This is a genomic window from Peribacillus sp. TE19612 (genome assembly GCF_056279465.1).
In genome coordinates this window covers 490,418-510,396 of sequence record NZ_JBWCCL010000002.1, presented here as the reverse complement: position 1 = coordinate 510,396, position 19,979 = coordinate 490,418, and the positions used below count along the sequence as shown (strand labels likewise).

The window sequence follows — 19,979 nt, the reverse complement described above, 5'->3', positions numbered from 1 at the left end:
GTATTTTTTTTGGTTCGTTTTATATGTCTTTAACGATTTGCTTAACAAATTCAAGAAAACTGCTTTTCACTTTTTCAGTCGTTTCAATTACCTCTTCATGTGACAAAGGCTGATCCAGAATGCCCGCGGCCATATTGGTAAGGCATGAGATTCCGAGCACCTTCATTCCGCTATGCCTTGCTACGATAACTTCCGGGACTGTCGACATACCAACTGCATCCCCGCCAAGGATCCTTGCCATTTTCACTTCTGCCGGTGTCTCATAGGTCGGTCCTGTATTACCGATATAGACACCTTCTTTAATATCCAATCCTAGTGAAGATGCTATTTTTTTTGCTTGCGTCCGAAGGTCTTTATTATAAGCTTCCGACATATCAGGGAATCTAGGGCCGAAACGCTCTTCATTAGGACCAATCAATGGGTTTGCCCCCATTAAATTAATATGATCCGTAATGAGCATCAAGTCACCTGGTTGATAGCTTTCATTAACGCTTCCGGCAGCATTCGTGACGATTAACTGTTCAACACCAAGAAGTTTCATTACACGGACAGGGAAAGTGACCTTTTCCATGGAGTAACCCTCATAAAAGTGGAAACGTCCTTGCATCGCGACAACTTTTTTGCCACTTAATTGTCCAATGACAAGCTGTCCAGCGTGTCCTTCAACAGTCGATACCGGGAATTCCGGGATTTCATGGTAAGGAATCGTTATCGGATTTTCAATTTCATCCGCCAATACTCCAAGTCCGGAACCAAGAATCAGTCCTATCTCCGGAGAGCCTTCAATTTTACTTTTTATGAATGACGCAGCAGTCTCTATTTTATTAAACATCTATTTATTCTCCCCTAAATTTAGATCGCCCAATATATTTTTTCCGAAGGCAGGCATTTTCACATCAAAATTAGCAGCGACCGTCGCCCCAATATCAGCAAATGTATCTCTTATCGGGAGTTCGGCACCTTCTGTAAATCGTTTGGAATAGACTAACAATGGTACATATTCACGTGTGTGATCGGTTCCTTCATGGACCGGATCATTCCCGTGATCGGCAGTGATGATCAATAAATCATCCTCTTTCAGTTTATCAAGGACTTCAGGCATCCGAGCATCGAATTCTTCCAATGCCTTTCCGTATCCCTCTGGGTCGCGGCGGTGACCGTATAAAGCATCGAAGTCGACTAGATTAAGGAAACTTAACCCTTTGAAATCCTGTTCTACCGTTTGGATTAATTTATCCATTCCATCCATATTGGATACGGTCCTTACTGATTCAGTGACACCTTCCCCATCAAAGATATCCGAGATCTTCCCGATTGCAAGGACATCATATCCAGAATCTTTCAATTCATCCATTACTGTCCGGTCAAACGGTTTCAATGCATAATCATGACGGTTAGGCGTTCTTTTGAAGTTGCCTGGTTCACCAGTGAACGGTCTGGCAATAACGCGTCCAACCTTGAACTCATCAGCCATTGTCACTTCACGGGCAATTTCACAAATCTTGTATAATTCATCTATCGGGACGATATCTTCATGTGCAGCAATCTGTAATACGGAATCAGCTGATGTATATACAATCAGCGCACCCGTTTTCATATGTTCCTCGCCAAGCCTCTCAATGATTTCCGTACCGCTTGCCGGGACATTCCCAATAATTCCCCGACCCATTTTCGCCTCGAGTTCATTGACTAATAATTCCGGGAAACCATCTGGAAATACACGGAATGGAGTCGATATATTCAACCCCATGATTTCCCAATGTCCAGTCATCGTATCTTTCCCTGTAGAGGCTTCCTTCATTTTCGTATAGTATGCGAGAGGTTGCTGAGCTTTTTCAATTCCCTTGATTTCACGGATATTGCCTAAACCCAATTTTGCGAGAGTCGGCATGTTCAATCCATTCATTTTTTCTGCGATATGGCCGAGTGTATCCGCACCTTTATCGCCGAATAAATCTGCATCAGGTGCTTCGCCAATCCCAACTGAATCCATAACTATTACAAATATTCGTTTAAATGCTGAATTCCCTTTCATGAGTCATTCCTCCTAAAATAGTAAATCACTTTTTATACTCTCTATAATACCCTTATTCTGCTCAGTTACTCTTCATTTAAATGAAATCGCAAGAACGTCAGAAGTCTGACCTCTCTACATTGTAAACGATTACCATGATGGAGACAAATAATATATTTCGGAATGAAACAAAGTGCCATAAGATGTGCGTTAGAATCATCAGCATCCCTTATAGCCGTCTTGCCGACACAGAAAAAAGGCTGCTCCTTCAACTGCCTCGCAGTTAAATTCACAACCTTTCTATCAGTCTACTAATCCTTTAAGCTCGCGGATGGAATTTTGAATAGACATCCTTGATCCGTACGTTCGTAATATGTGTATAAATTTGAGTTGTCGAAATATCCGCATGACCAAGCATTTCTTGGACGGCACGTAAATCAGCCCCATTCATCAATAGATGTGTCGCGAAAGAATGTCTCAGTGTATGCGGTGTAATTTCTTTTTCAATTTGTGCCGATTTTACAAGTTTTTTTAGAATCTTCCAGAACCCCTGCCTTGTCAGCCTGTTTCCATGATGATTCAAAAAAAGTGAATCTGTCCTGTGCTTGGGGCTGGTCATTTTCCCCCGGGAACTTTCCATATAATGTTCAATTGCACCCAATGCAGTTTGTCCAATCGGAATGATCCTCTCTTTATTTCCTTTCCCTACACAACGGACAAAACCCATCGATGCATGGACATCACTCACATCCATGGATATCAACTCACTGACACGCATACCCGTCGCATACATCAGTTCGAGCATTGCCTTATCGCGTAATCCGAATTCATCCATTTTCTTCGGGGCTTCCAATAGTGCTTCAACCTCTTCCATGCTTAATACCTTTGGAAGGCTTCGTTCCGGTTTTGGCGTTTCTATATGTATGGACGGATCCTGATTTGTTACTCTTTCCCTTAGAAGAAATTGATGAAAAGAACGAATGGAAGCTATATGACGCGCCACCGTCTTCGATGATTTCCCTTGATCCTTTAACTGCACGAGAAAATGCAGGATGTTCACCCGTCGTGAATCATTCCAATCTTCAATGGTTTCAACATCTTTCAGAAAGCTCCAATATGATCTTAAGTCACGCTCATACGAGACGAGCGTATTCTTGGCAAGTCCTTTTTCAATGGTTAAAAAATGAATGAAATCCCTAATTTGATTCTCCATATTCATTACTCCCCGTTTAAATAAAACAACATTAGGCGTTCAAGCCATGCATCATCACCCGTATCAACAGCCTTCGATACTTTTACAGCCATGCCTTTCGGTTCATCATAACGATGATAACTTTGATATTCCTGATTTAACCATACCATTCCTATATAAAAAAGAACAGTGAAGCTAACAAAGAGAATCATCACTTTAGCCGTGTGCAAAATAAGCGATAATGATGTTTTCATCCTTTCCCCTCCCATTCGACCCTTTGTATCAATCTATGCCCAACAGGACAAGTTTTATACGTGTTTCGGAAAGGAGAAAACAAAAACAGCTCTTACTTGAGAAAACCAGCTATTAAAATGCAGAAAACCTTCTCCATTAAATGGAAAAGGTCCGACTTCACTCACCTTAATTTTCTTCTTTGTCATGACATCGATGACAAATGCCATGAAAGGTTAATCTATGGTCTTTTATCTTGAAGTTCCAGTCGCGTTCCACAATGTCTTCTACGTCTTCAAGTAGGTCTTCCTGGATCTCATCTACCGCACCACATTCCACACAAACAAGATGATGATGGAAATGCGCAGCTCCTTCTTGTCTTAAATCATAACGGGAAACCCCGTCTCCAAAGTTAATTTTATCTACTATTTTCAATTCAGTCAGCAACTCTAGCGTACGGTAAACTGTTGCCAATCCAATTTCCGGCGACTTTTCTTTGACAAGGAGGTAAACGTCTTCTGCGCTTAAATGATCCTCTTCATGCTCAAGTAAAACGCGGACGGTCGCTTCTCGCTGAGGCGTTAATTTGTAGCTGGACGAGTGTAACTGCTTTTTTATCCTATCAATTCTGTTTTCTATTTCCATACCTAATATTCCCTCCCGCGCCGCTATCTTATCCATTATATCAAAAGAGGGAAAACTGTCAAAATAGATTTCTTGTTAATGATAAAAAAATTTGCGGGAACGGTATATTTCCATCAATGACCCAATAAACTTACGACATTTTTCATTAAAGAAGGGGATAGGTACGCTTCAAATACAGCAGCCGTAATCAAGAATAACCCCGACAAAACCAATGAGAAAATATACCGTGAAATTATCGGCTTCAGCGGTTCACGAACCTGCTTAAGGAAAATCCGGCTGATCATTTTCATGGATAGTGAAACGGCAAGGACGGTTATTACGATGAATATCGGGACGATGAATATATTTTGGGGCAGAATAGCGACAAACGATAATAAGAACCCGCTCCATCCCATTTGATTGACTAAAAAGCCGACCGTGAATCCAACGACCATCCCTTTTATAAATAACAAAACCAGGATGACAGGCAAACCGATGACCGATATTCCGAGAATCCAGATGACCCCGATATATTTTATATTATGCATAATACTTTGGCTGAACATATCATGCGAAGATGCAAATTCACCTTTGGATACTTGTCCGAAAAATTGCGATAAATAATAGAACAAGTCTTCCTTTTGGGTAAAGCTTAAACTATTCACCAATATTGCCCCAAAAATGACACCCATCAAAAAAAGCACAGTGATAAAGACATATAATGAGGAATGTTCGTTAATATGTTTCATTACGGCATTTTGTACGACAGATTTTTTTTTCATCTTTCATCCTCCCAACTCCGCTTACTAGAATCTATGTTTTCACTCTTTCATTTATGCTAAGAAAACTTTCCCCTTCAGCCGAACACATTGAACCCAATTTATGTTATAATTTTCCATATCAATGAGATGGAGGCAGGATATGAAAGCTATATTAATGGATTTTCCCGAAAAAATTGAAACACCTCGATTATATCTAAGACCTTGTCAGCCTGGCGATGGCCCGGACCTTTACGAAGCCATTGTCCATTCTAAACCTGAATTGAAACAGTGGCTGCCGTTTGCCCATCAAGATGTTTCATTGGAAACTTCTGAACAGAACGTCCTTAAGGCCTTTGCGGACTTTATTTTAAAAGAGGATATAAGACTCCATATTTATAGGAAAGAAGACGATCAATTCATCGGGTCCACTGGTCTGCACCGAATCAACTGGGGTATTCCTAAATTCGAAATTGGCTATTGGATTGATACGAGATTCAGTAAACTGGGCTACATAACGGAGACAGTGGAAAAGTTAACTAAATTCGCCTTTTACCATTACGGTGCAAAACGGGTCGAAATCCGCTGTGATCCTAATAATATTGCCAGCAAACGGATTCCCGAGAAGCTGGGATTCACCCTTGAAGGAATTTTGCGTAATGACTGCCTTAGTGCAGACAGCATGGAAGTGCGGGACACCTCCATTTATGCAAAAACAACAAATTAAAAAAGTCCTGACAGATCTCATCTGTCAGGACTTTTTTCAGGATAATTCCTTTTTGACCTTTCCGTACTTTCCTCCGCCCCCTACTTCAAAAGAAAGCGTCCCTTTTCTGGCAGAATCGATGTAGACCGCCAATTTTTCAGGAACGATTTCCATTAGCTGTTCAAGCGTAACTTCATGAAGGATATTCATCTCTGTTCCAAATGCCACCAGCAGTTTTTCCATGGATTTAGGTCCGAGTCCCGGGATGAAGTCGAGTGGCACTTGATGGATATACGGCGGCCTTTCCTTCCCGTCTCTTCTGTCCATCCCGGAAACGGAGAGTTCTTCAATCCTGGCCGATACCCCTTTAATAATGGATTTATTACCACACTCAGGACATTGTTCACTATCCCTCAATACCTGATGTAAACACCCTGAACATACGGTTTGGTGATACTTTCCCAATAAGGGGTTCAATCCATAATTAACGGTCACCTTGCGATTCCCTGTTTCTTTAAGGGCTTTTGCCAGCTCATTGAAACTTGGTTCTTCAAGCAGGACTTTTTGATATTCACGAGCGATTTTCCCAAGCGAATGCGCATCGGAATTTGTTACGAATACATAGGAGTCCAACTCCTCGATATCCTTGACCATTTCTGTATCTGAACTTAAACCAAGCTCGATGGCATCAATTAGCTCCGGATCGAATACTTCAGTCAGACTGGATCGCACCCCTTTTCCATATAAGCTTTTAAATGGGGTGAAAACATGTGCCGGGATAAACAGGCCACCCAGTGACTTCACGGTTTTTTGCAGCGTTCTTCCATCACAATAAATCCTTTGGGAGCTTAAGGTGATATTTTTAACATGTCCGCTCATCCATGAGGAGAATTCCTTCATCGCTTTTAAAGTGGGAAAATAGGCGAGGACATGGATCGGTCCATTACAATTATGATCATAAATTTCAATCTCCGAGCCCGGAATGATGGTTGTATTCTTATATTGAAGTCCGCCTTCAGTCTTTTCCGTGATTTCGCCATCAAGAATCCCCGCTTCGATCTCTTCGATAATTTCAGGAGAATGACAATCGATTATCCCGATTAGATCAAGGCCCTTCCTTTCACTTGCCACTTGCAGCACATTGCTGAAGGTTAACGTTTTAGCACCTGTTATTTTCACGGCCCTTCCGCTTCTCGTTCTGCCTATATGGATATGCAGGTCAGCGTAAAACTCTTTCATTTATGATGTCATCGCCTTTTTCAACTGCAGATACTGAACTGCATATGCCGTTTTGGCATCCTGGATCTTCCCTTCATCCATGTAAGTTTGAGCTTCCTCCAGCGTGAGTTCAAGCATTTCGACAAATTCATCTTCATCCAGCGGTGCCGCATTTTCTTTCTTTTTCAAATTGTGGGCCACATACAGGTGGACCAATTCATCGGCGAAACCTGGGGATGTATAGAAGGATATGATGTGCTCCATTTTTTCACATTCATAACCTGTCTCCTCTTCCAGCTCCCGTTTAGCCGACAGAACCGGTTCTTCGCCTTTTTCAAGCTTCCCTGCAGGAATTTCCACCAAGCTTCTCTCCAGCGCTTTACGGTACTGTTCAACCATGATGATTTTATTTTCTGACGTGAGAGCTATGACGGCAACCGCTCCCGGATGCTTGATTATTTCACGTTTACCCGTTTTCCCATCAGGAAGCTCTACATCATCCACTTGCAGGCTGATTACTTTTCCTGTGAAGATTTTTTTCGAAGACAGCGTTTTTTCTTCAAATTTTTTCATCGTGACCACTCCTCTGTTCTAATTGCAGCATGATTCCTCATACATTTTACCATAATAGAGATGGAGGGCGATTTAATGAAAGTTTACGTATTGGAAAAAAGCGTTACTTTATCCGGAAAGAGCTGGGAAATCCTTCAAAAACTAAAGCAATTACAAAATCAATATGTCTATGTCAATGATTGGATTGCCGACATTCACGATCAGGTGCCACCCACTCCTTTAAAACGGATCAAGTGAATTCTTTGAGTGAAATGGATTTCTCCTTTACAATGAATGTAAAGGGAGTGGATAACATGAAAAAACGCAGACTAGGAAATTCTGACTTGCTAGTTTCTGAAATCGGGCTTGGGTGCATGTCATTGGGGACTGTTGAAAATCAGGCATCCGAAATCATACAGGCCGCTTTAGATGAAGGAATCAATTATTTTGATACGGCCGATTTATATGATTTCGGTATGAATGAAGAAATCGTCGGAAAGAATTTAAAATCGGTCCGCGATAAGGTATACATAGCCACCAAGGTCGGAAACCGCTGGAATGAAAATAAAGATTCCTGGAGCTGGGACCCATCCGGCGCTCATATTAAAACGGCAGTAAAAGATAGCTTAAAGCGATTGGGGACTGATTATATTGATCTTTATCAGTTACATGGCGGCACCATTTCAGACAATATCGAAGAAACGGTAGAAGCATTTGAAGATTTGAAAAAAGAAGGCTATATCCGATATTATGGAATTTCCTCGATTCGTCCGAATGTCATCAAGGAATTCACTGAAAAGTCTGAGCTTGATTCCGTGATGATGCAGTTTAATCTGCTCGACCGCCGCCCAGAAGAGTGGCTGTCCCTTTTGGCCAACAAACAAATCAGCATGATCGCCCGTGGCCCCCTTGCCAAAGGGCTGCTCAGTGAAAAAATGCTTGAAAAGGCAAATGAGGATGGATACCTTGACTATAGCTATCACGAACTTAAAGATTTGCTTCCGCAAATTAAGGACAAACTTTCCGATAGGAAGTTGAATGAAACGGCACTTCAATATGTATTGTCCCATCAAAGCGTAGCTACCATTGTTCCAGGCGCAAGCTCAGTACAGCAGCTTCGTGATAACTGCCAAGCTGCCAACAGCCCTTCACTGTCCACCACCGAGTTGGATATCCTGAAGCGGTTGACCAAAGTGAACAATTATGAAAGTCATCGGAATTAAAAAAGAAATGTCAGGACAAACCTTTAGGCTGCTCTATCTCCGTTTAACCAACGGGATAGTCAGCCTTTTTCCGTTCCATCTTTTTTTCGCCTTCTTTACCAACTTCAAGTTTCCAATCATTCTAATTTAACGGTTTTAAACTTTTCATTGGACATCCCAAAATTAATATTGTACAATTCAGTTGTGCACAATTAAAAATAAAAAGATAAGGGAGAAAAAATGATGACAAAAACATTATTTACAACCTCTGTAACAGTCGATGGCGGAAGAGAAGGAACAGCAATTTCTGCTGACGGCAATTTCACAGTTGATATTGCGATGCCTGGAACACCAAGGGCTAAACAGATGCCTGAAGCATCTAATCCGGAACAGCTTTTTGCAGCTGGATATGCTGCATGTTTTGATAGCGCTTTGCAATCAGTTGGTAAAATCGAACGCGTTTCTTTCGATTCAAAAGTTACCGCAAGCGTCAGTCTATTGATGGGTGAGATGCATCAGTACAGCCTGGCTGTAACTTTGGCTGTGAAAGGATCCGGGGTCGACAAGGAGACTTTCGAAACCCTTGTTCATAAAGCGCATCAAATGTGTCCTTATTCAAAAGCAATCAATGGCAATGTGGATGTCGCCTTTGAAATAGATGTAGACTAAATCCAATCAATAAAAAGACGCTTGGGGTTCCCAAGCGTCTTTTCTTCGCTAAAATTCCTGTAATGTTTTCAATAGTTGGAGCAGCGAAGCTTTTAAATCCTCAACCACCTTCTTATCCTCACCCGACATTGCCGAAATGCGATCGGGAATGAAACAGGCATCTTCCCGTAAACCAAGTCCCTTTTCCGTCAACTTAATCATGACAGACCGTTCATCTTCAGTGGAACGTTCACGGACAATCAAGCCATTCTGCTCCATTCGTTTCAACATGGGGGTAAGTGTTCCTGAGTCGAGGGCAAGGAGCTCCCCAAGTTTTTTTACTGTAAGTGTATCCTGTTCCCATAATAGAAGCAGAACAAGATATTGAGGATATGTCACTTCAAGTTTATCAAGCAGAGGTTTATATTTCTTCGTCATTTCCCGCGAACTTGCATAAAGCAGGAAACATAATTGGTCTTCCAGTACTTTTTCTATTTTATTTTGCATCCTATCACCAGCTAATAGTAGTCCATCCGATATGAAAGCATATCGAACTTATCTTTAATATAATCGTTATACTTTATAAAATAAAGGAATATCAGCAAGGAATAAATCTTCCTGAACAGAAAAAGGGAGCCAGCCCTTTTAAAATTTTAACTGCTCCCTGTTTTTATTTATAGTTCTTCCAGTTCAAATTGCTTTCACCCAATAGTTCTTCGAATGATTTATTCTTCTCCCGCCGCTTTCTTTCTTCACGTTTTTTTTCTTCTTCCGCTTCCCTTTTCTCTTGTTCAGCCTCATTAAGTTCTTTTTGCTTTTGACGAAGCTGGGACATGATATCTTGATTGATCATATCACCGAGTTTCAATGAAGATGAATCTTTATCTTGGTTTTTGCTTTGATTTTGTTTTCGCGGCTGTTTCTTTTTCATCCTTAAAACCTCCTGGCCATTTATGAAATTATTATATCACGACTGCTGTTTTCCTCATCATGGTTTTCAGACAGTGTTTTCCCATTTCCCTCATGGTAAAATAAAGAAAATCAATCGAGGAGGTCCTTTCATGAAGAAATGGTGGTTTACACTGGCTGGAATCCTAGCGTATATCATCGGCGTCGGCCTTTATTTTTCCAATCGGATCATGTACATGAAAAAGAAGGAAGATGATTTTATCCAGAATCGTGAAATCATGGCTAAACGCCTGATCACGAAGGATTTTGATAATCTGCCTAAATCGGAAATTTGGGTATCGTCACCATCCGGATATTCCTTGAAATGCTTGTTTATCGAACTGCATGACACCAAAAAGTGGGTGGTCATTTCTCATGGTGTGACGGAGAACAAAGTCAATTCGATTAAGTACATGAACATTTTTCTTAAGCGGGGCTTCAATGCGATCATTTATGACCACCGCCGGCATGGGGATTCCGGTGGCAAGACGAGCAGTTATGGACATTATGAAAAATTCGACCTGAAGGCCGTAATCGATGAATTGAAAAGACGCAAAGGGCCCGACCTTCATATTGGCATTCATGGAGAATCCATGGGGGCCGTAACCCTGCTTTTATATGCCGGAATGCTTGAAGATGGTGCTGATTTTTACATTGCCGACTGTCCATTTTCAAACTTCGAGGATCAGATCAAACACCAGCTCAAGCATGAAGTCCCATTTCCTTCTTGGACCGTATTTCCGCTCGGGCGTACGTTCATCAAACTCCGTGACGGATATTGGACCAATGAAGTGTCCCCAATCGATTATATGAAAAATATCCGAAAACCCGTGCTCTTCATCCATAGTGAAAATGACAGTTTCATTCCCGCTTCCATGACAGCGGAATTATATGCAGCAAAAGAGGGCCCAAAACAGCTGTACATCGCTAAAAAAGGGGCCCACGCTCAATCTTATAATGAAAATCCAAAAGAATATGAAGATCAAATCGATCAGTTTCTAAAACTTGTCTGAGAAGAAAAGAGAGGGTATCCACGATCCCCTCTTTTGCTTTTAGTTATATTTTATTAAAAAAGCTCATCCTCGGATTTAAGATTTGATTCGGACTTTTTAATTGAAAGCTGTTCGCTTCCGGAACAAAGTCTATTTTCATGACTTCATCAAGAAAAATCATTTTTGATTTCTCAACATATAGCGGAATTCCGTTTGTTTCCACTTTTTCGGTACCTTCTTCAGGTTCGTTGACCCACCATAGCGCCGTCACACCACTTACCACGCAGCCGCAGCCATCAGTATCATATTTCAATTGTAAATATCCTTCTTGTCCCTGTACCTTACCGGCTATTTTCTCAGCCGCTGTTTCCGTCCATTCAATATACATGATTGTTGCCTCCCGATGTCTTTGCATTCCCCCATTATAAACGATAAAAACGTTTCTGTTAACGAAACTGCCTGCTTCCTTACGCAAGATCTGCCCTCACGGAAATCACTTTCCTCATGGACCGTTCTAACAAATGCCGATTCTCTTATGTCACGTCAGTCCTTTCATCACGATGCCGTTTCGAAAATGAAAGGCTGTCCCTTGGGGAACAGCCCTTCCGCTCATCATTCCATTATCCTTACATCCGCTATATCGGAAAGCCTGATATAGTGAGCCTGCTCAAACCGGTCAACGATATGGAGCTTTTGGGTGAGCTCATTATAATAATGGATCCTGCCGATTAACAGCTGATACCGGTTTCCTTCATAATGAGCAATCGTGACATCCTTTCTTTCCTCCATCGCTTCCCCCATTACCGCATTCATTTCTTCCAGTTGCTGCTCATCCAGGATGCGCTTCGTTTCATAGCCATCCTCCACCACCCAATCCCGGAGCATCTTCACATGTTCCGGCAACATCATCGATGTCCATTTGATACGGCCGCGATCACGAATCATTCTTTTCCCTCCTTTCATAGTCAGCCTTACGCCTTATGCCCACCAAGCAGCTTGCTTCGGTATACGGCTGTACCTGCTTCTGTATACGAAACGGCACGCAATAACGATTTGGCTCCATATTTGTGGCGGATTCGATCAACCGTGTAACTCAATTCCCGCTTCTTCCAGCACGAAGCATCAAATAAAGTCAGCTGCATTTCATTATCATCCACAATATTCGAGAGTCTGACCTCTATGCTTCGAACCGTTTTTTGCTTATAGTTCTCATGGAAAAGCTCCAGGCAAACTTTATATAACTCCATCGTGATGTTGGTCGGTTCATTAATCGAACGCGAACGATGGAAACCTCCGCCGAACTCGTCCTTGCTGTAACCAATGCTTAGGCTCACCGTCCTTCCTGCCTTGCGATGGGTGCGTGCCCTTCTTCCAACTTCTTCGCAAATTTCCAGCATGACCTGCTTTACCTCATGCTCCTCCTTATAATCCCACAGCAGGATTTGACTTTTGCCGAAGCTCACCTGCCCTTCGATGATCGCTGCCCCCATATCGGATAAATCTATTCCCCAGGCATGGTGGTAAAGCTGATTGCCCATAATTCCAAACTTCGCTTCAAGTAATTCAAGATCATAATTGGCAAGCTGCCCAACCGTAAATATACCCATTCCATGAAGGGTTTTTTCTACGCGCCTGCCGATCCCCCACATTTCACGAAGCGGGGAAATCGGCCAAAGTTTGCTTGGCACATCCTCATACTTCCATTCTGCAATCCCCTGATGTTTGGCTTCCAAATCAAGGCAAAGTTTTGCCATGAGCATGTTCGGTCCAATTCCAATGGCACAGGGGAGCTGTAATTCCCGTTCAATTTCATCTTTTATCTTTTCAGCTATCATGCGGGCATCTCCCCATAAAGAAGCGGCACCATCGACTTTCACAAAACTTTCGTCCACACTATATACGTGAATCGCTTCTTTTGGCACATAACGGTTGAACAAGCGGGTGATTTCCGTCGAAACCCTTAAATAAGTCGCCATTTTAGGTTCAACGACGACAATCCTCGGGTCATTCGGGATCTCAAACATCCGCGAACCTGTCTTGATGCCAAATTCCTTCTTCATCTTTGGAGAAGCCGCGAGCACAATGCTCCCTGTCCTCTTCAAATCACCAACCACCGCCAGATAACAATCAAGCGGGTCCAGACCAAGCATGACCGCTGAACAGCTTGCATAAAAACTTTTCATATCGATACACATAATTGATTGTTTCGGCATCGTCCCATAATCCATCATTTCTTCACCCTAACAAGAATATACGTTCGCTTTATTATATTCATAACTTTAACCGAATATACGTTCTTATTCAATGGAAGTTTTCATACAAATTTCTACTTTTTATTGTAATTTCCTTGAAAAATATAATAGATACTAAAAATGGATAAAATACAAAATTTAAACTGAGAATCCAGATTGTTTTTTTGAAAAAGATTAATTGGTAGCTTGAATAATTTTTAGTAGGTCTATATGCTTAGTTTTTTAAAATCCCCCCACCCTTTTCAACAGGCTTTCGTCTACTTGGAATCCAGTCTTAATGCTCATTTTTTGTAATGAAAATGTAACCAAAATTATGTCTATTTGTCATAATGGTATTGTAGGATAATATTGTTAAGAAATAATAGAGAGATAGATAGAGAGGAAATGAAAATTATGAAGAAATGGATCGCTTCAGCTGCTGTTGCATCTGCCATGATGCTAACCCCACTGCAAGCTTTTGCCAATATTGGAGACCAAACCCTCAGACCCGGAATGACACATAGCGATGTCAAACAATTACAACAACTTTTAAAAACCAAAGGTTATTTCACATATTCAGGTTCACTGACTACATATTACGGCACCTATTCTACATCTGCAGTAAAAAAATTCCAAACATCTAAAGGGTTAACCGCTGACGGAATTGCCGGCCGTAACACATTTAATGCACTTGGTGTTTATAATGTCAACAATACAACCTTGATCAGCTATGCGAAAACCTTAATCGGCACACCCTACAAATGGGGCGGAACAACACCAACTGGATTCGACTGTTCAGGCTTCGTCTATTACGTATTCCAGAAATCACAAGGAATTACCTTACCGCGTACAACATCCTTGCTCTATTCCAATACAGGGTTAAAAGTAACTTCACCATCTAAAGGCGATCTTGTATTCTTTGATACTTCTTCTGGAAGTACAGGAGTATCACATGTTGGGATCTATATCGGAAATGGTCAATTCATCAGTGCTACGTCTTCTAAAGGGATAACCATTACGGATATGGATAATTCTTATTGGAAACCAAAATATTTAGGTGCGAAAACTTTATAAAATCCAGGACAAACGACCGGACGGAATTCAAAGTGATTCAGTCCGGTCGTTTTATTTTATATATAATATTTCATCCGTTACATCCTCAACAGTCACAGTGAATGAAGAATCCAAGTTGGAACGATTCATCATTTCGATATTATAAACATGCTCTGAGGGTAAATGGACGACTTCGAGAACCATGAATCGCTGACTTTCCGCTTTGCTGACATGATCGAGAGCAGCAATGACCGCCCTTTGTTCGGCTAAGCTGCTTTCATCCGTCAAAACAAGAATCAATTCCGCTTCCGCTTTCCCAGGAAATGATTTCTTCACCCCGCCCCGGTGCCATGGTTTCACTTTCATCCCAATTTCCAGTTCGGAATAATCGAGGTCATTACCATGTTGATTTTGAATATATGTATCATTGGTCACCTTATAGTACGTCCCTTTAATCAAAATCCTTTTATCGTCAAGATCCGTAATGAAACCTTCTTCCCCTTTATCAATGGATTCATCCATGTTCCAATCGGGGGATTGACAGCTGCCCAGAATAAGGGCGACGAATAAATATATATAAAGGTTTACAATCATCTTCATGAAAATCCCTCCTAATAGAAATAGACGGACTCCCCATGAAATAGTTACCCATTCAAATGATAACTTCGGTTAAATCAAAAGGGGAATGTCATCGACATTCCCCTTTACCTATTATTGGACCATTTTTCGTCTGGTATCGAAAGACTAGCCTACTTTTTGAAAAATGCTTTTTTTCCTAATGTTTCGGTGATCTTCGGAAACATGTTATACCATTTCCCAGCTAAATTCATCCAGCCAGGGAGATTGATTTCCCTCTTGTTGGTCAGCATCGCCGCTACGATTTTAGCAGCGACATCTCCAGGCTTAAGCATGAATTTTTCAACGTTCTTTAAGTATGTACCTGATTCGTCCGCAATGTTAAAGAAATTCGTTTCTATAGGGCCAGGATTGACGGTGGTCACAAAAACATGATCTTCCATCAGTTCGAGCCGAAGTGCGTTTGAATAGCCAAGAACTGCGAACTTGGTAGAAGAGTACAATGTTGATTTAGGAGTGGCGATTTTACCGGCCTGTGAAGCGATATTGATGATATGCCCCGATTTCCTCTGCTTCATATACGGCAGAACCAGCTTTGTGCAGGCCATTAAGCCAATGACGTTGACAGCAAACATTGCTTTCGTTTCATTTAATTCCGTATCCTGCGCTTCTTTAAACGTGCCGAAACCAGCATTGTTGACCAACACATCCACTTCACCTATTTGCTCATGGATGTCATTAAAAACATTTGTCACCTGATCAGTGTCTGCAACGTCAAGCTTATAGGCATATGCATCAATCCCATATTGGGTGATCAGTTCATTCTTCAGCAGCAGTAATTTATCCATGCTTCTGGCCAAGAGGACGAGACGGCCTCCCTGTTTTGCACTTTGAATGGCAACTTCCTTGCCAATCCCTCCGGAAGCACCGGTAATAACAATAACTTTACCTTGTAACTTATTCAAAAAAAGTGAGCCTCCTTGCGAACATTAAGCGATTGAATACAGAATGACCCCTGATTGGATTTCTGTTTGGACTTCACCCAAGTCTTCTAAATAGTCTAGCTGACCGACCGTTTCCGAAAGTGTCAGGCCCACTTCCTGAAGGTATACTTTCGGAAACAGCTGCTGACACACTTCAAAGACAGATAAAGGCTTATCTTGAAGCATGCTTTTCACCTGCATGGCACGGTTATGCTGCCGCTCGAATCTATATTGAATCAAGTCTGCAACTGCATCTCCTGCCACTTCAGATCCATGTCCTGAGTAAACAGTGGATATGGGGAAATCCAATAATTTTTGAAGTGATGCATTATATTGCAGTAACGGACGAGGCCTCATGCCTCCAGGGAGTATAGGTGGTTCCATTAATGGGTTAGGTGAAATCTTGGCAAGCAAGTGATCGCCAGCGATCATGACCCCGTCACTTTCCCGGTAAAAAGATAAATGGCTTTGCGCATGCCCTGGAGTCTCGATCACTTTCCAGCCTGGAAGACCAGGGAGCTCATCCCCCTCAGCCAAATATCCATGCAGCTTCCGTTCACTAAGGAAACGGATTTCGTCGCGGTTATGGATCAGTTTATTTTTCAGCTCTTCTGCCACTCCGAACTTTTTGGCATAATCAAGGAAAAAACGATTATGGGTTTCAAGAAACTCATCACTGATAGTAAGCCAGCGCTGATTATTTTTGTGCCCATAAACCGGGATATCCTTTTCAAAGAAATCGAGTGCACCAGCATGATCGGGATGATGATGGGTTAAAATGATTTGTTCGATATCAGTCAGTTTCAGACCCAAATCCCCAAGACCGTTAGTCAAGGCTTCCTTTGAACGTTTTGTTTTCACTCCGGTATCGATTAATGTTAAAGCATCCCCTTTAACGACATATACATTCACATCACCCACTGCAAACGGCGTGGGCAAAGCAATTTTCGCAATATCTCCATTCCAATTCGTCATAATCTTTTCCACCTTAGAAAATTATATTTATATAAATCTTTTTATACGCTAACCAGGATTCTAAGTATAGTTATCATGTATAATTACCATTTTACATGTATTTTTAATTACTGTCATTATTTTCACATAATTCATGTCTATTTTTTATCGTCCATGCATATATTATCATTGACAGAGTACTGATATATCCTTCATAATCACAAGTAATTAAAGACGGCATGGCTTTGATTAAGGCCAAGTAAATTATTGATGGCGTAAAGAGAATGAAGCTCGGAATGTGCTGAAAGGCTTCATCGCCCCCTCATTATTGAACCTACCTTATGAGCCTTCAGGAAAACCTGACGTAATTCCCGCGTTAGAGGAATCAAGTGTAGCTTTTCTGTATATTTATTATGGGAAAGTTGAACAAAGGTGGTACCACGGAAGCTAGACCTTTCGTCCTTTATTGGATGAGGGGTCTTTTTGTTTTTCATAAAGGCTCTTTCGTAAAGATTGTTGTTTTTAAACGAAACTAATTAAGGTTGATTGGAGCGGAAGTGCGAGACTCCTGCGGGAGCAGCGGGACAGGTGAGACCCCACAGGCGTTTACGCCGAGGAGGCTCACCGCCCGCCCCGCGGAAAGCGAGCATCTGGAAGGGAAATCAACCACAACTCACTACCTGGTAAATAGCAACAAAGTATGTGAAAACAGCCTTCATATAATGGCCGAAAATTCAAAAGAAAAAGGAGCGGGAAATATGAAAAAAATCGCGTTTATCGGAGCTGGATCGATGGCAGAAGCAATCATTTCGGGGCTGGTGACCCAACAGGTAATTGAACCAGAAAATATTTTTGTAACAAATAAATCAAATGATGATCGGTTCGTTTATTTAAAGGACCAATATGGTGTAACTGCAACACGATCACTGCAGTTATTAATACAGGATGCAGACCTTGTCGTACTGGCGGTGAAACCGAAAGATATTTTAGAAACGATGCAATCGATAAAAGAATACATTCGTGAAGAAATGCTGTTCATTTCCGTTGTTGCCGGGGTTCATACATCAAGCTTGGAAGGAATCGCAAACAAGCGGTTTTCGATCGTCCGTGCCATGCCTAATACATCGGCAGCTGTAGGAAAATCAGCAACGGCCCTTGCGGCTAACTGTCATACGAAAGACTCGCAATTACAAACGGCGATTACCCTTTTTGAAACGGTGGGTACGGTGGCAGTGGTCGAAGAAACCCAGCTAGATGCGGTAACAGGCTTATCAGGCAGCGGTCCTGCTTATATTTATTACCTGGTCGAGGCATTGGAAAAATCAGCGGAAAAAATAGGGCTCGATTCCGAAACCGCTAAGCAATTGATTCTCCAGACATTGATGGGCGCAGCCGACATGTTACAGAAATCACCTAAAACGCCTGCCGTACTAAGAAAGGAAGTAACTTCACCAGGCGGAACGACTGAAGCAGGTCTGAAGGCTCTACAAGCACATCAAGTGGAAGATGCATTCATTGCCTGTGTACAAGAAGCGACAGAGCAATCAAAGCGAATGGGCAATCAAATAAGTAAAGAACTGGCCAAATATGTAGTTTCGCAGTAAGCCGCATGATGATGATCGGCTGTTGCCTGGCCACTCCTGCAGCAGTGGCAGGCAACAGCCCTTTATATGATCCATACATCTTATAAAGGGTAAACCTTCTGAAGTGAGCGTTACTTTATAATCAGCATATCATTTTCATCGAAACTCCAGTCCTTCGAATACGCAACCTCCCAATAGTAACCATCGGGGTCTGAAAAATATCCGCTGTATCCTCCCCAAAAAACATGCTGAGGTGATTTCTCGATCGTTCCCCCAGCCTTTTCAGCCTTGTTGATCACTTCATCCACTTCTTCAATGGATTTAGCATTATAAGCGAGCGTAAGACCCGGGAAACCATTTTTCTTAGGCGGTTCTATCTCATTAATGTCTTTTGCTAGCTCCTCTAAAGGATACAAAGCAAGTTTCGTACCGGCATTATTAAAAAAAACGATTGCGGGATCGTCCTCTTTAATCAATGTACGGAATCCCAACCCGTCCCGGTAAAACCTTAATGATTGAGTAATATCCCTGACACCTAAAGTTATAATGTTGATCCTGTTCATGCTAGTCCTCCTTTTCCATGTTTTAAGGGTAAATTCGACATCTGGATCATTTTTCCCTTTTTAGCTTAATTGACCATCACCCATACCATAGCAAATGCTTTTTAAAGTTCCTAACACTGCTCACCACTTTGCAAAAAGCAGTTGCACGGGGAATCCACCTTGGATTGACCCTCATGCAAATTACGTAGGAATTCCACTTTCTTTGCCGAATGAATACATGTTTTGTCATCTGTAAAGGAATTCCCCCACACTTATCGAATTCAACAAGCAAAAGGGGGAATCTCGATGAATACAAGTGCAGTTGCCCGGTTACTGAATGTTTCCCATAGTACGATTCAACGCTGGGTCACCCAATTGAACATGGAAGTAGAACGGAATCAGCTTGGCCACTACCAGTTTTCGGATGAAGACATTGCATTATTGAGAAAAATCCAAGATCAGCTGAACGAGGGCATCATTCTCCAAAAGGTCAGCATCTCAGAGAAAAAAGTTAGAAAAGCAACCATCCAGAAACACTCCGAACCGAATAAAGAACATGATCAACTGCTTGAACGGGTCATCAGGCTTGAAAATGGCCTGAAAACAAAAGCGGACGATGTTGTATCCTATCAGCTTTTACAGCACAGAAGTGAAATGGAAGAAATGCACAAACTCGTTAAAAAGCTTGAAGCCCGTATCGAAGCGTTAGAAACACCAACGGGCCAGCACTTTGATTATTTCCTCGCGGCTGAAGAAGCTGCTGCCACTAAAAAGACGAAGAAAAGGCCATTCATAAAAATGATTTTCGGAAACAGAAAGAACGATAGTTCATCATGGAGCACAGCCGACAGCGATTGACATCTAATATCAAGATTTTTCATGAGTACCCCACAAATAACCATTTTTGTTAGGCAAAGCATTTCTTCAGAAATAGGACCTGATCTTATTAATTACCCCAAAATAAAAAGGCCC

Annotated in this window: 25 protein-coding genes; 8 read left to right on the top strand and 17 right to left on the bottom strand. The window is 41.7% G+C overall.

What is annotated here, in order from left to right:
- Positions 1-19: 19 nt before the first annotated feature.
- From ACZ9AO_RS05825 to spoIIM, 6 genes are all read right to left on the bottom strand, one after another.
- Positions 20-832: a purine-nucleoside phosphorylase gene (locus ACZ9AO_RS05825; RefSeq protein WP_476108638.1), complete on the bottom strand. Its 813-nt coding sequence runs from the start codon at positions 830-832 to the stop codon at positions 20-22.
- Positions 833-2,035 carry a phosphopentomutase gene (gene deoB, locus ACZ9AO_RS05820; protein WP_476108637.1) on the bottom strand — a complete coding sequence of 401 codons (1,203 nt, stop codon included), beginning with the start codon at positions 2,033-2,035 and terminating at the stop codon, positions 833-835.
- Between the two features lie 298 nt (positions 2,036-2,333).
- Complete coding sequence (gene xerD, locus ACZ9AO_RS05815) at positions 2,334-3,227, bottom strand: site-specific tyrosine recombinase XerD (protein ID WP_476108636.1); 894 nt, start codon at positions 3,225-3,227, stop codon at positions 2,334-2,336.
- Between the two features lie 5 nt (positions 3,228-3,232).
- The gene (locus tag ACZ9AO_RS05810) at positions 3,233-3,460 is read right to left on the bottom strand and encodes a YqzK family protein (RefSeq protein WP_034308153.1); all 228 of its coding nucleotides are present in this window, start codon (positions 3,458-3,460) and stop codon (positions 3,233-3,235) included.
- Between the two features lie 166 nt (positions 3,461-3,626).
- Positions 3,627-4,076, bottom strand: coding sequence for a ferric iron uptake transcriptional regulator (fur, locus tag ACZ9AO_RS05805; protein WP_034311309.1), 450 nt, complete (start codon positions 4,074-4,076; stop codon positions 3,627-3,629).
- A gap of 119 nt (positions 4,077-4,195) precedes the next feature.
- Positions 4,196-4,843: a stage II sporulation protein M gene (spoIIM, locus tag ACZ9AO_RS05800; protein ID WP_048680177.1), complete on the bottom strand. Its 648-nt coding sequence runs from the start codon at positions 4,841-4,843 to the stop codon at positions 4,196-4,198.
- Between the two features lie 139 nt (positions 4,844-4,982).
- Here spoIIM and ACZ9AO_RS05795 point away from each other — a divergent pair, with 139 nt between their 5' ends.
- Complete coding sequence (locus tag ACZ9AO_RS05795; protein ID WP_476108635.1) at positions 4,983-5,546, top strand: GNAT family N-acetyltransferase; 564 nt, start codon at positions 4,983-4,985, stop codon at positions 5,544-5,546.
- Between the two features lie 36 nt (positions 5,547-5,582).
- On the opposite strand, the gene ACZ9AO_RS05790 is transcribed toward ACZ9AO_RS05795, so the two are convergent.
- Positions 5,583-6,764 (bottom strand): endonuclease Q family protein, encoded by a 1,182-nt coding sequence (locus ACZ9AO_RS05790; protein ID WP_048680180.1) that lies wholly within the window; start codon positions 6,762-6,764, stop codon positions 5,583-5,585.
- Positions 6,765-7,316, bottom strand: coding sequence for an NUDIX hydrolase (locus tag ACZ9AO_RS05785; protein WP_048680183.1), 552 nt, complete (start codon positions 7,314-7,316; stop codon positions 6,765-6,767).
- Between the two features lie 75 nt (positions 7,317-7,391).
- Here ACZ9AO_RS05785 and mciZ point away from each other — a divergent pair, with 75 nt between their 5' ends.
- From mciZ to ACZ9AO_RS05770, 3 genes are all read left to right on the top strand, one after another.
- Entirely contained in the window at positions 7,392-7,553 is a 162-nt protein-coding gene (mciZ, locus tag ACZ9AO_RS05780; protein WP_072273199.1) for a Z-ring formation inhibitor MciZ, read from the top strand.
- A gap of 56 nt (positions 7,554-7,609) precedes the next feature.
- On the top strand, positions 7,610-8,518 hold the full coding sequence (locus ACZ9AO_RS05775; RefSeq protein WP_476108634.1) for an aldo/keto reductase: 909 nt from the start codon (positions 7,610-7,612) through the stop codon (positions 8,516-8,518).
- Between the two features lie 222 nt (positions 8,519-8,740).
- The gene (locus ACZ9AO_RS05770; RefSeq protein WP_053535641.1) at positions 8,741-9,166 is read left to right on the top strand and encodes an Ohr family peroxiredoxin; all 426 of its coding nucleotides are present in this window, start codon (positions 8,741-8,743) and stop codon (positions 9,164-9,166) included.
- Positions 9,167-9,214: 48 nt separating this feature from the next.
- Here ACZ9AO_RS05770 and ACZ9AO_RS05765 read toward each other — a convergent pair whose 3' ends face one another.
- Entirely contained in the window at positions 9,215-9,652 is a 438-nt protein-coding gene (locus ACZ9AO_RS05765; RefSeq protein WP_251540872.1) for a MarR family winged helix-turn-helix transcriptional regulator, read from the bottom strand.
- Positions 9,653-9,815: 163 nt separating this feature from the next.
- Positions 9,816-10,076, bottom strand: a complete 261-nt coding sequence (locus ACZ9AO_RS05760; protein WP_048680192.1) for a YqkE family protein — start codon at positions 10,074-10,076, stop codon at positions 9,816-9,818.
- 130 nt (positions 10,077-10,206) lie between these two features.
- Between ACZ9AO_RS05760 and ACZ9AO_RS05755 the strand changes: the two genes are divergently transcribed.
- Positions 10,207-11,106 carry an alpha/beta hydrolase gene (locus ACZ9AO_RS05755; protein ID WP_476108633.1) on the top strand — a complete coding sequence of 300 codons (900 nt, stop codon included), beginning with the start codon at positions 10,207-10,209 and terminating at the stop codon, positions 11,104-11,106.
- Positions 11,107-11,149: 43 nt separating this feature from the next.
- Here ACZ9AO_RS05755 and ACZ9AO_RS05750 read toward each other — a convergent pair whose 3' ends face one another.
- The 3 genes from ACZ9AO_RS05750 to ACZ9AO_RS05740 form a co-directional block, all read right to left on the bottom strand.
- Positions 11,150-11,473 (bottom strand): iron-sulfur cluster biosynthesis family protein, encoded by a 324-nt coding sequence (locus ACZ9AO_RS05750; protein WP_063595027.1) that lies wholly within the window; start codon positions 11,471-11,473, stop codon positions 11,150-11,152.
- A gap of 224 nt (positions 11,474-11,697) precedes the next feature.
- Complete coding sequence (locus ACZ9AO_RS05745) at positions 11,698-12,030, bottom strand: YolD-like family protein (protein ID WP_054400243.1); 333 nt, start codon at positions 12,028-12,030, stop codon at positions 11,698-11,700.
- A 26-nt stretch (positions 12,031-12,056) separates the two neighbouring features.
- Positions 12,057-13,316, bottom strand: coding sequence for a Y-family DNA polymerase (locus tag ACZ9AO_RS05740; protein ID WP_476108632.1), 1,260 nt, complete (start codon positions 13,314-13,316; stop codon positions 12,057-12,059).
- A 414-nt stretch (positions 13,317-13,730) separates the two neighbouring features.
- Between ACZ9AO_RS05740 and ACZ9AO_RS05735 the strand changes: the two genes are divergently transcribed.
- Positions 13,731-14,390, top strand: coding sequence for a C40 family peptidase (locus ACZ9AO_RS05735; RefSeq protein WP_191928981.1), 660 nt, complete (start codon positions 13,731-13,733; stop codon positions 14,388-14,390).
- Positions 14,391-14,441: 51 nt separating this feature from the next.
- On the opposite strand, the gene ACZ9AO_RS05730 is transcribed toward ACZ9AO_RS05735, so the two are convergent.
- The 3 genes from ACZ9AO_RS05730 to ACZ9AO_RS05720 all read right to left on the bottom strand — a co-directional run bounded on the left by ACZ9AO_RS05730 (position 14,442) and on the right by ACZ9AO_RS05720 (position 16,903).
- On the bottom strand, positions 14,442-14,969 hold the full coding sequence (locus ACZ9AO_RS05730; protein ID WP_421162631.1) for a hypothetical protein: 528 nt from the start codon (positions 14,967-14,969) through the stop codon (positions 14,442-14,444).
- Between the two features lie 149 nt (positions 14,970-15,118).
- Positions 15,119-15,910: an SDR family NAD(P)-dependent oxidoreductase gene (locus ACZ9AO_RS05725; protein ID WP_095678600.1), complete on the bottom strand. Its 792-nt coding sequence runs from the start codon at positions 15,908-15,910 to the stop codon at positions 15,119-15,121.
- A 24-nt stretch (positions 15,911-15,934) separates the two neighbouring features.
- Positions 15,935-16,903 (bottom strand): MBL fold metallo-hydrolase, encoded by a 969-nt coding sequence (locus tag ACZ9AO_RS05720; protein WP_476108631.1) that lies wholly within the window; start codon positions 16,901-16,903, stop codon positions 15,935-15,937.
- A gap of 737 nt (positions 16,904-17,640) precedes the next feature.
- Here ACZ9AO_RS05720 and proC point away from each other — a divergent pair.
- On the top strand, positions 17,641-18,486 hold the full coding sequence (proC, locus tag ACZ9AO_RS05715) for a pyrroline-5-carboxylate reductase (RefSeq protein ID WP_476108630.1): 846 nt from the start codon (positions 17,641-17,643) through the stop codon (positions 18,484-18,486).
- A gap of 110 nt (positions 18,487-18,596) precedes the next feature.
- Here the strand turns inward: proC and ACZ9AO_RS05710 are convergent, their stop codons facing one another.
- Complete coding sequence (locus ACZ9AO_RS05710) at positions 18,597-19,028, bottom strand: VOC family protein (RefSeq protein ID WP_133347701.1); 432 nt, start codon at positions 19,026-19,028, stop codon at positions 18,597-18,599.
- A 285-nt stretch (positions 19,029-19,313) separates the two neighbouring features.
- Between ACZ9AO_RS05710 and ACZ9AO_RS05705 the strand changes: the two genes are divergently transcribed.
- Positions 19,314-19,865 (top strand): MerR family transcriptional regulator, encoded by a 552-nt coding sequence (locus ACZ9AO_RS05705; protein ID WP_063594070.1) that lies wholly within the window; start codon positions 19,314-19,316, stop codon positions 19,863-19,865.
- Positions 19,866-19,979: the final 114 nt, after the last annotated feature.

Excerpts from the sequence above, each read along its gene's own strand:
- ACZ9AO_RS05825 (WP_476108638.1), bottom strand. The coding sequence starts at position 832 with ATGTTTAATAAAATAGAGACTGCTGCGTCATTCATAAAAAGTAAAATT.
- deoB (WP_476108637.1), bottom strand. The coding sequence starts at position 2,035 with ATGAAAGGGAATTCAGCATTTAAACGAATATTTGTAATAGTTATGGAT.
- xerD (WP_476108636.1), bottom strand. The coding sequence starts at position 3,227 with ATGGAGAATCAAATTAGGGATTTCATTCATTTTTTAACCATTGAAAAA.
- ACZ9AO_RS05810 (WP_034308153.1), bottom strand. The coding sequence starts at position 3,460 with ATGAAAACATCATTATCGCTTATTTTGCACACGGCTAAAGTGATGATT.
- spoIIM (WP_048680177.1), bottom strand. The coding sequence starts at position 4,843 with ATGAAAAAAAAATCTGTCGTACAAAATGCCGTAATGAAACATATTAAC.
- ACZ9AO_RS05795 (WP_476108635.1), top strand. The coding sequence starts at position 4,983 with ATGAAAGCTATATTAATGGATTTTCCCGAAAAAATTGAAACACCTCGA.
- ACZ9AO_RS05790 (WP_048680180.1), bottom strand. The coding sequence starts at position 6,764 with ATGAAAGAGTTTTACGCTGACCTGCATATCCATATAGGCAGAACGAGA.
- ACZ9AO_RS05785 (WP_048680183.1), bottom strand. The coding sequence starts at position 7,316 with ATGAAAAAATTTGAAGAAAAAACGCTGTCTTCGAAAAAAATCTTCACA.
- mciZ (WP_072273199.1), top strand. The coding sequence starts at position 7,392 with ATGAAAGTTTACGTATTGGAAAAAAGCGTTACTTTATCCGGAAAGAGC.
- ACZ9AO_RS05775 (WP_476108634.1), top strand. The coding sequence starts at position 7,610 with ATGAAAAAACGCAGACTAGGAAATTCTGACTTGCTAGTTTCTGAAATC.
- ACZ9AO_RS05770 (WP_053535641.1), top strand. The coding sequence starts at position 8,741 with ATGACAAAAACATTATTTACAACCTCTGTAACAGTCGATGGCGGAAGA.
- ACZ9AO_RS05765 (WP_251540872.1), bottom strand. The coding sequence starts at position 9,652 with ATGCAAAATAAAATAGAAAAAGTACTGGAAGACCAATTATGTTTCCTG.
- ACZ9AO_RS05760 (WP_048680192.1), bottom strand. The coding sequence starts at position 10,076 with ATGAAAAAGAAACAGCCGCGAAAACAAAATCAAAGCAAAAACCAAGAT.
- ACZ9AO_RS05755 (WP_476108633.1), top strand. The coding sequence starts at position 10,207 with ATGAAGAAATGGTGGTTTACACTGGCTGGAATCCTAGCGTATATCATC.
- ACZ9AO_RS05750 (WP_063595027.1), bottom strand. The coding sequence starts at position 11,473 with ATGTATATTGAATGGACGGAAACAGCGGCTGAGAAAATAGCCGGTAAG.
- ACZ9AO_RS05745 (WP_054400243.1), bottom strand. The coding sequence starts at position 12,030 with ATGATTCGTGATCGCGGCCGTATCAAATGGACATCGATGATGTTGCCG.
- ACZ9AO_RS05740 (WP_476108632.1), bottom strand. The coding sequence starts at position 13,316 with ATGATGGATTATGGGACGATGCCGAAACAATCAATTATGTGTATCGAT.
- ACZ9AO_RS05735 (WP_191928981.1), top strand. The coding sequence starts at position 13,731 with ATGAAGAAATGGATCGCTTCAGCTGCTGTTGCATCTGCCATGATGCTA.
- ACZ9AO_RS05730 (WP_421162631.1), bottom strand. The coding sequence starts at position 14,969 with ATGAAGATGATTGTAAACCTTTATATATATTTATTCGTCGCCCTTATT.
- ACZ9AO_RS05720 (WP_476108631.1), bottom strand. The coding sequence starts at position 16,903 with ATGACGAATTGGAATGGAGATATTGCGAAAATTGCTTTGCCCACGCCG.
- proC (WP_476108630.1), top strand. The coding sequence starts at position 17,641 with ATGAAAAAAATCGCGTTTATCGGAGCTGGATCGATGGCAGAAGCAATC.
- ACZ9AO_RS05710 (WP_133347701.1), bottom strand. The coding sequence starts at position 19,028 with ATGAACAGGATCAACATTATAACTTTAGGTGTCAGGGATATTACTCAA.
- ACZ9AO_RS05705 (WP_063594070.1), top strand. The coding sequence starts at position 19,314 with ATGAATACAAGTGCAGTTGCCCGGTTACTGAATGTTTCCCATAGTACG.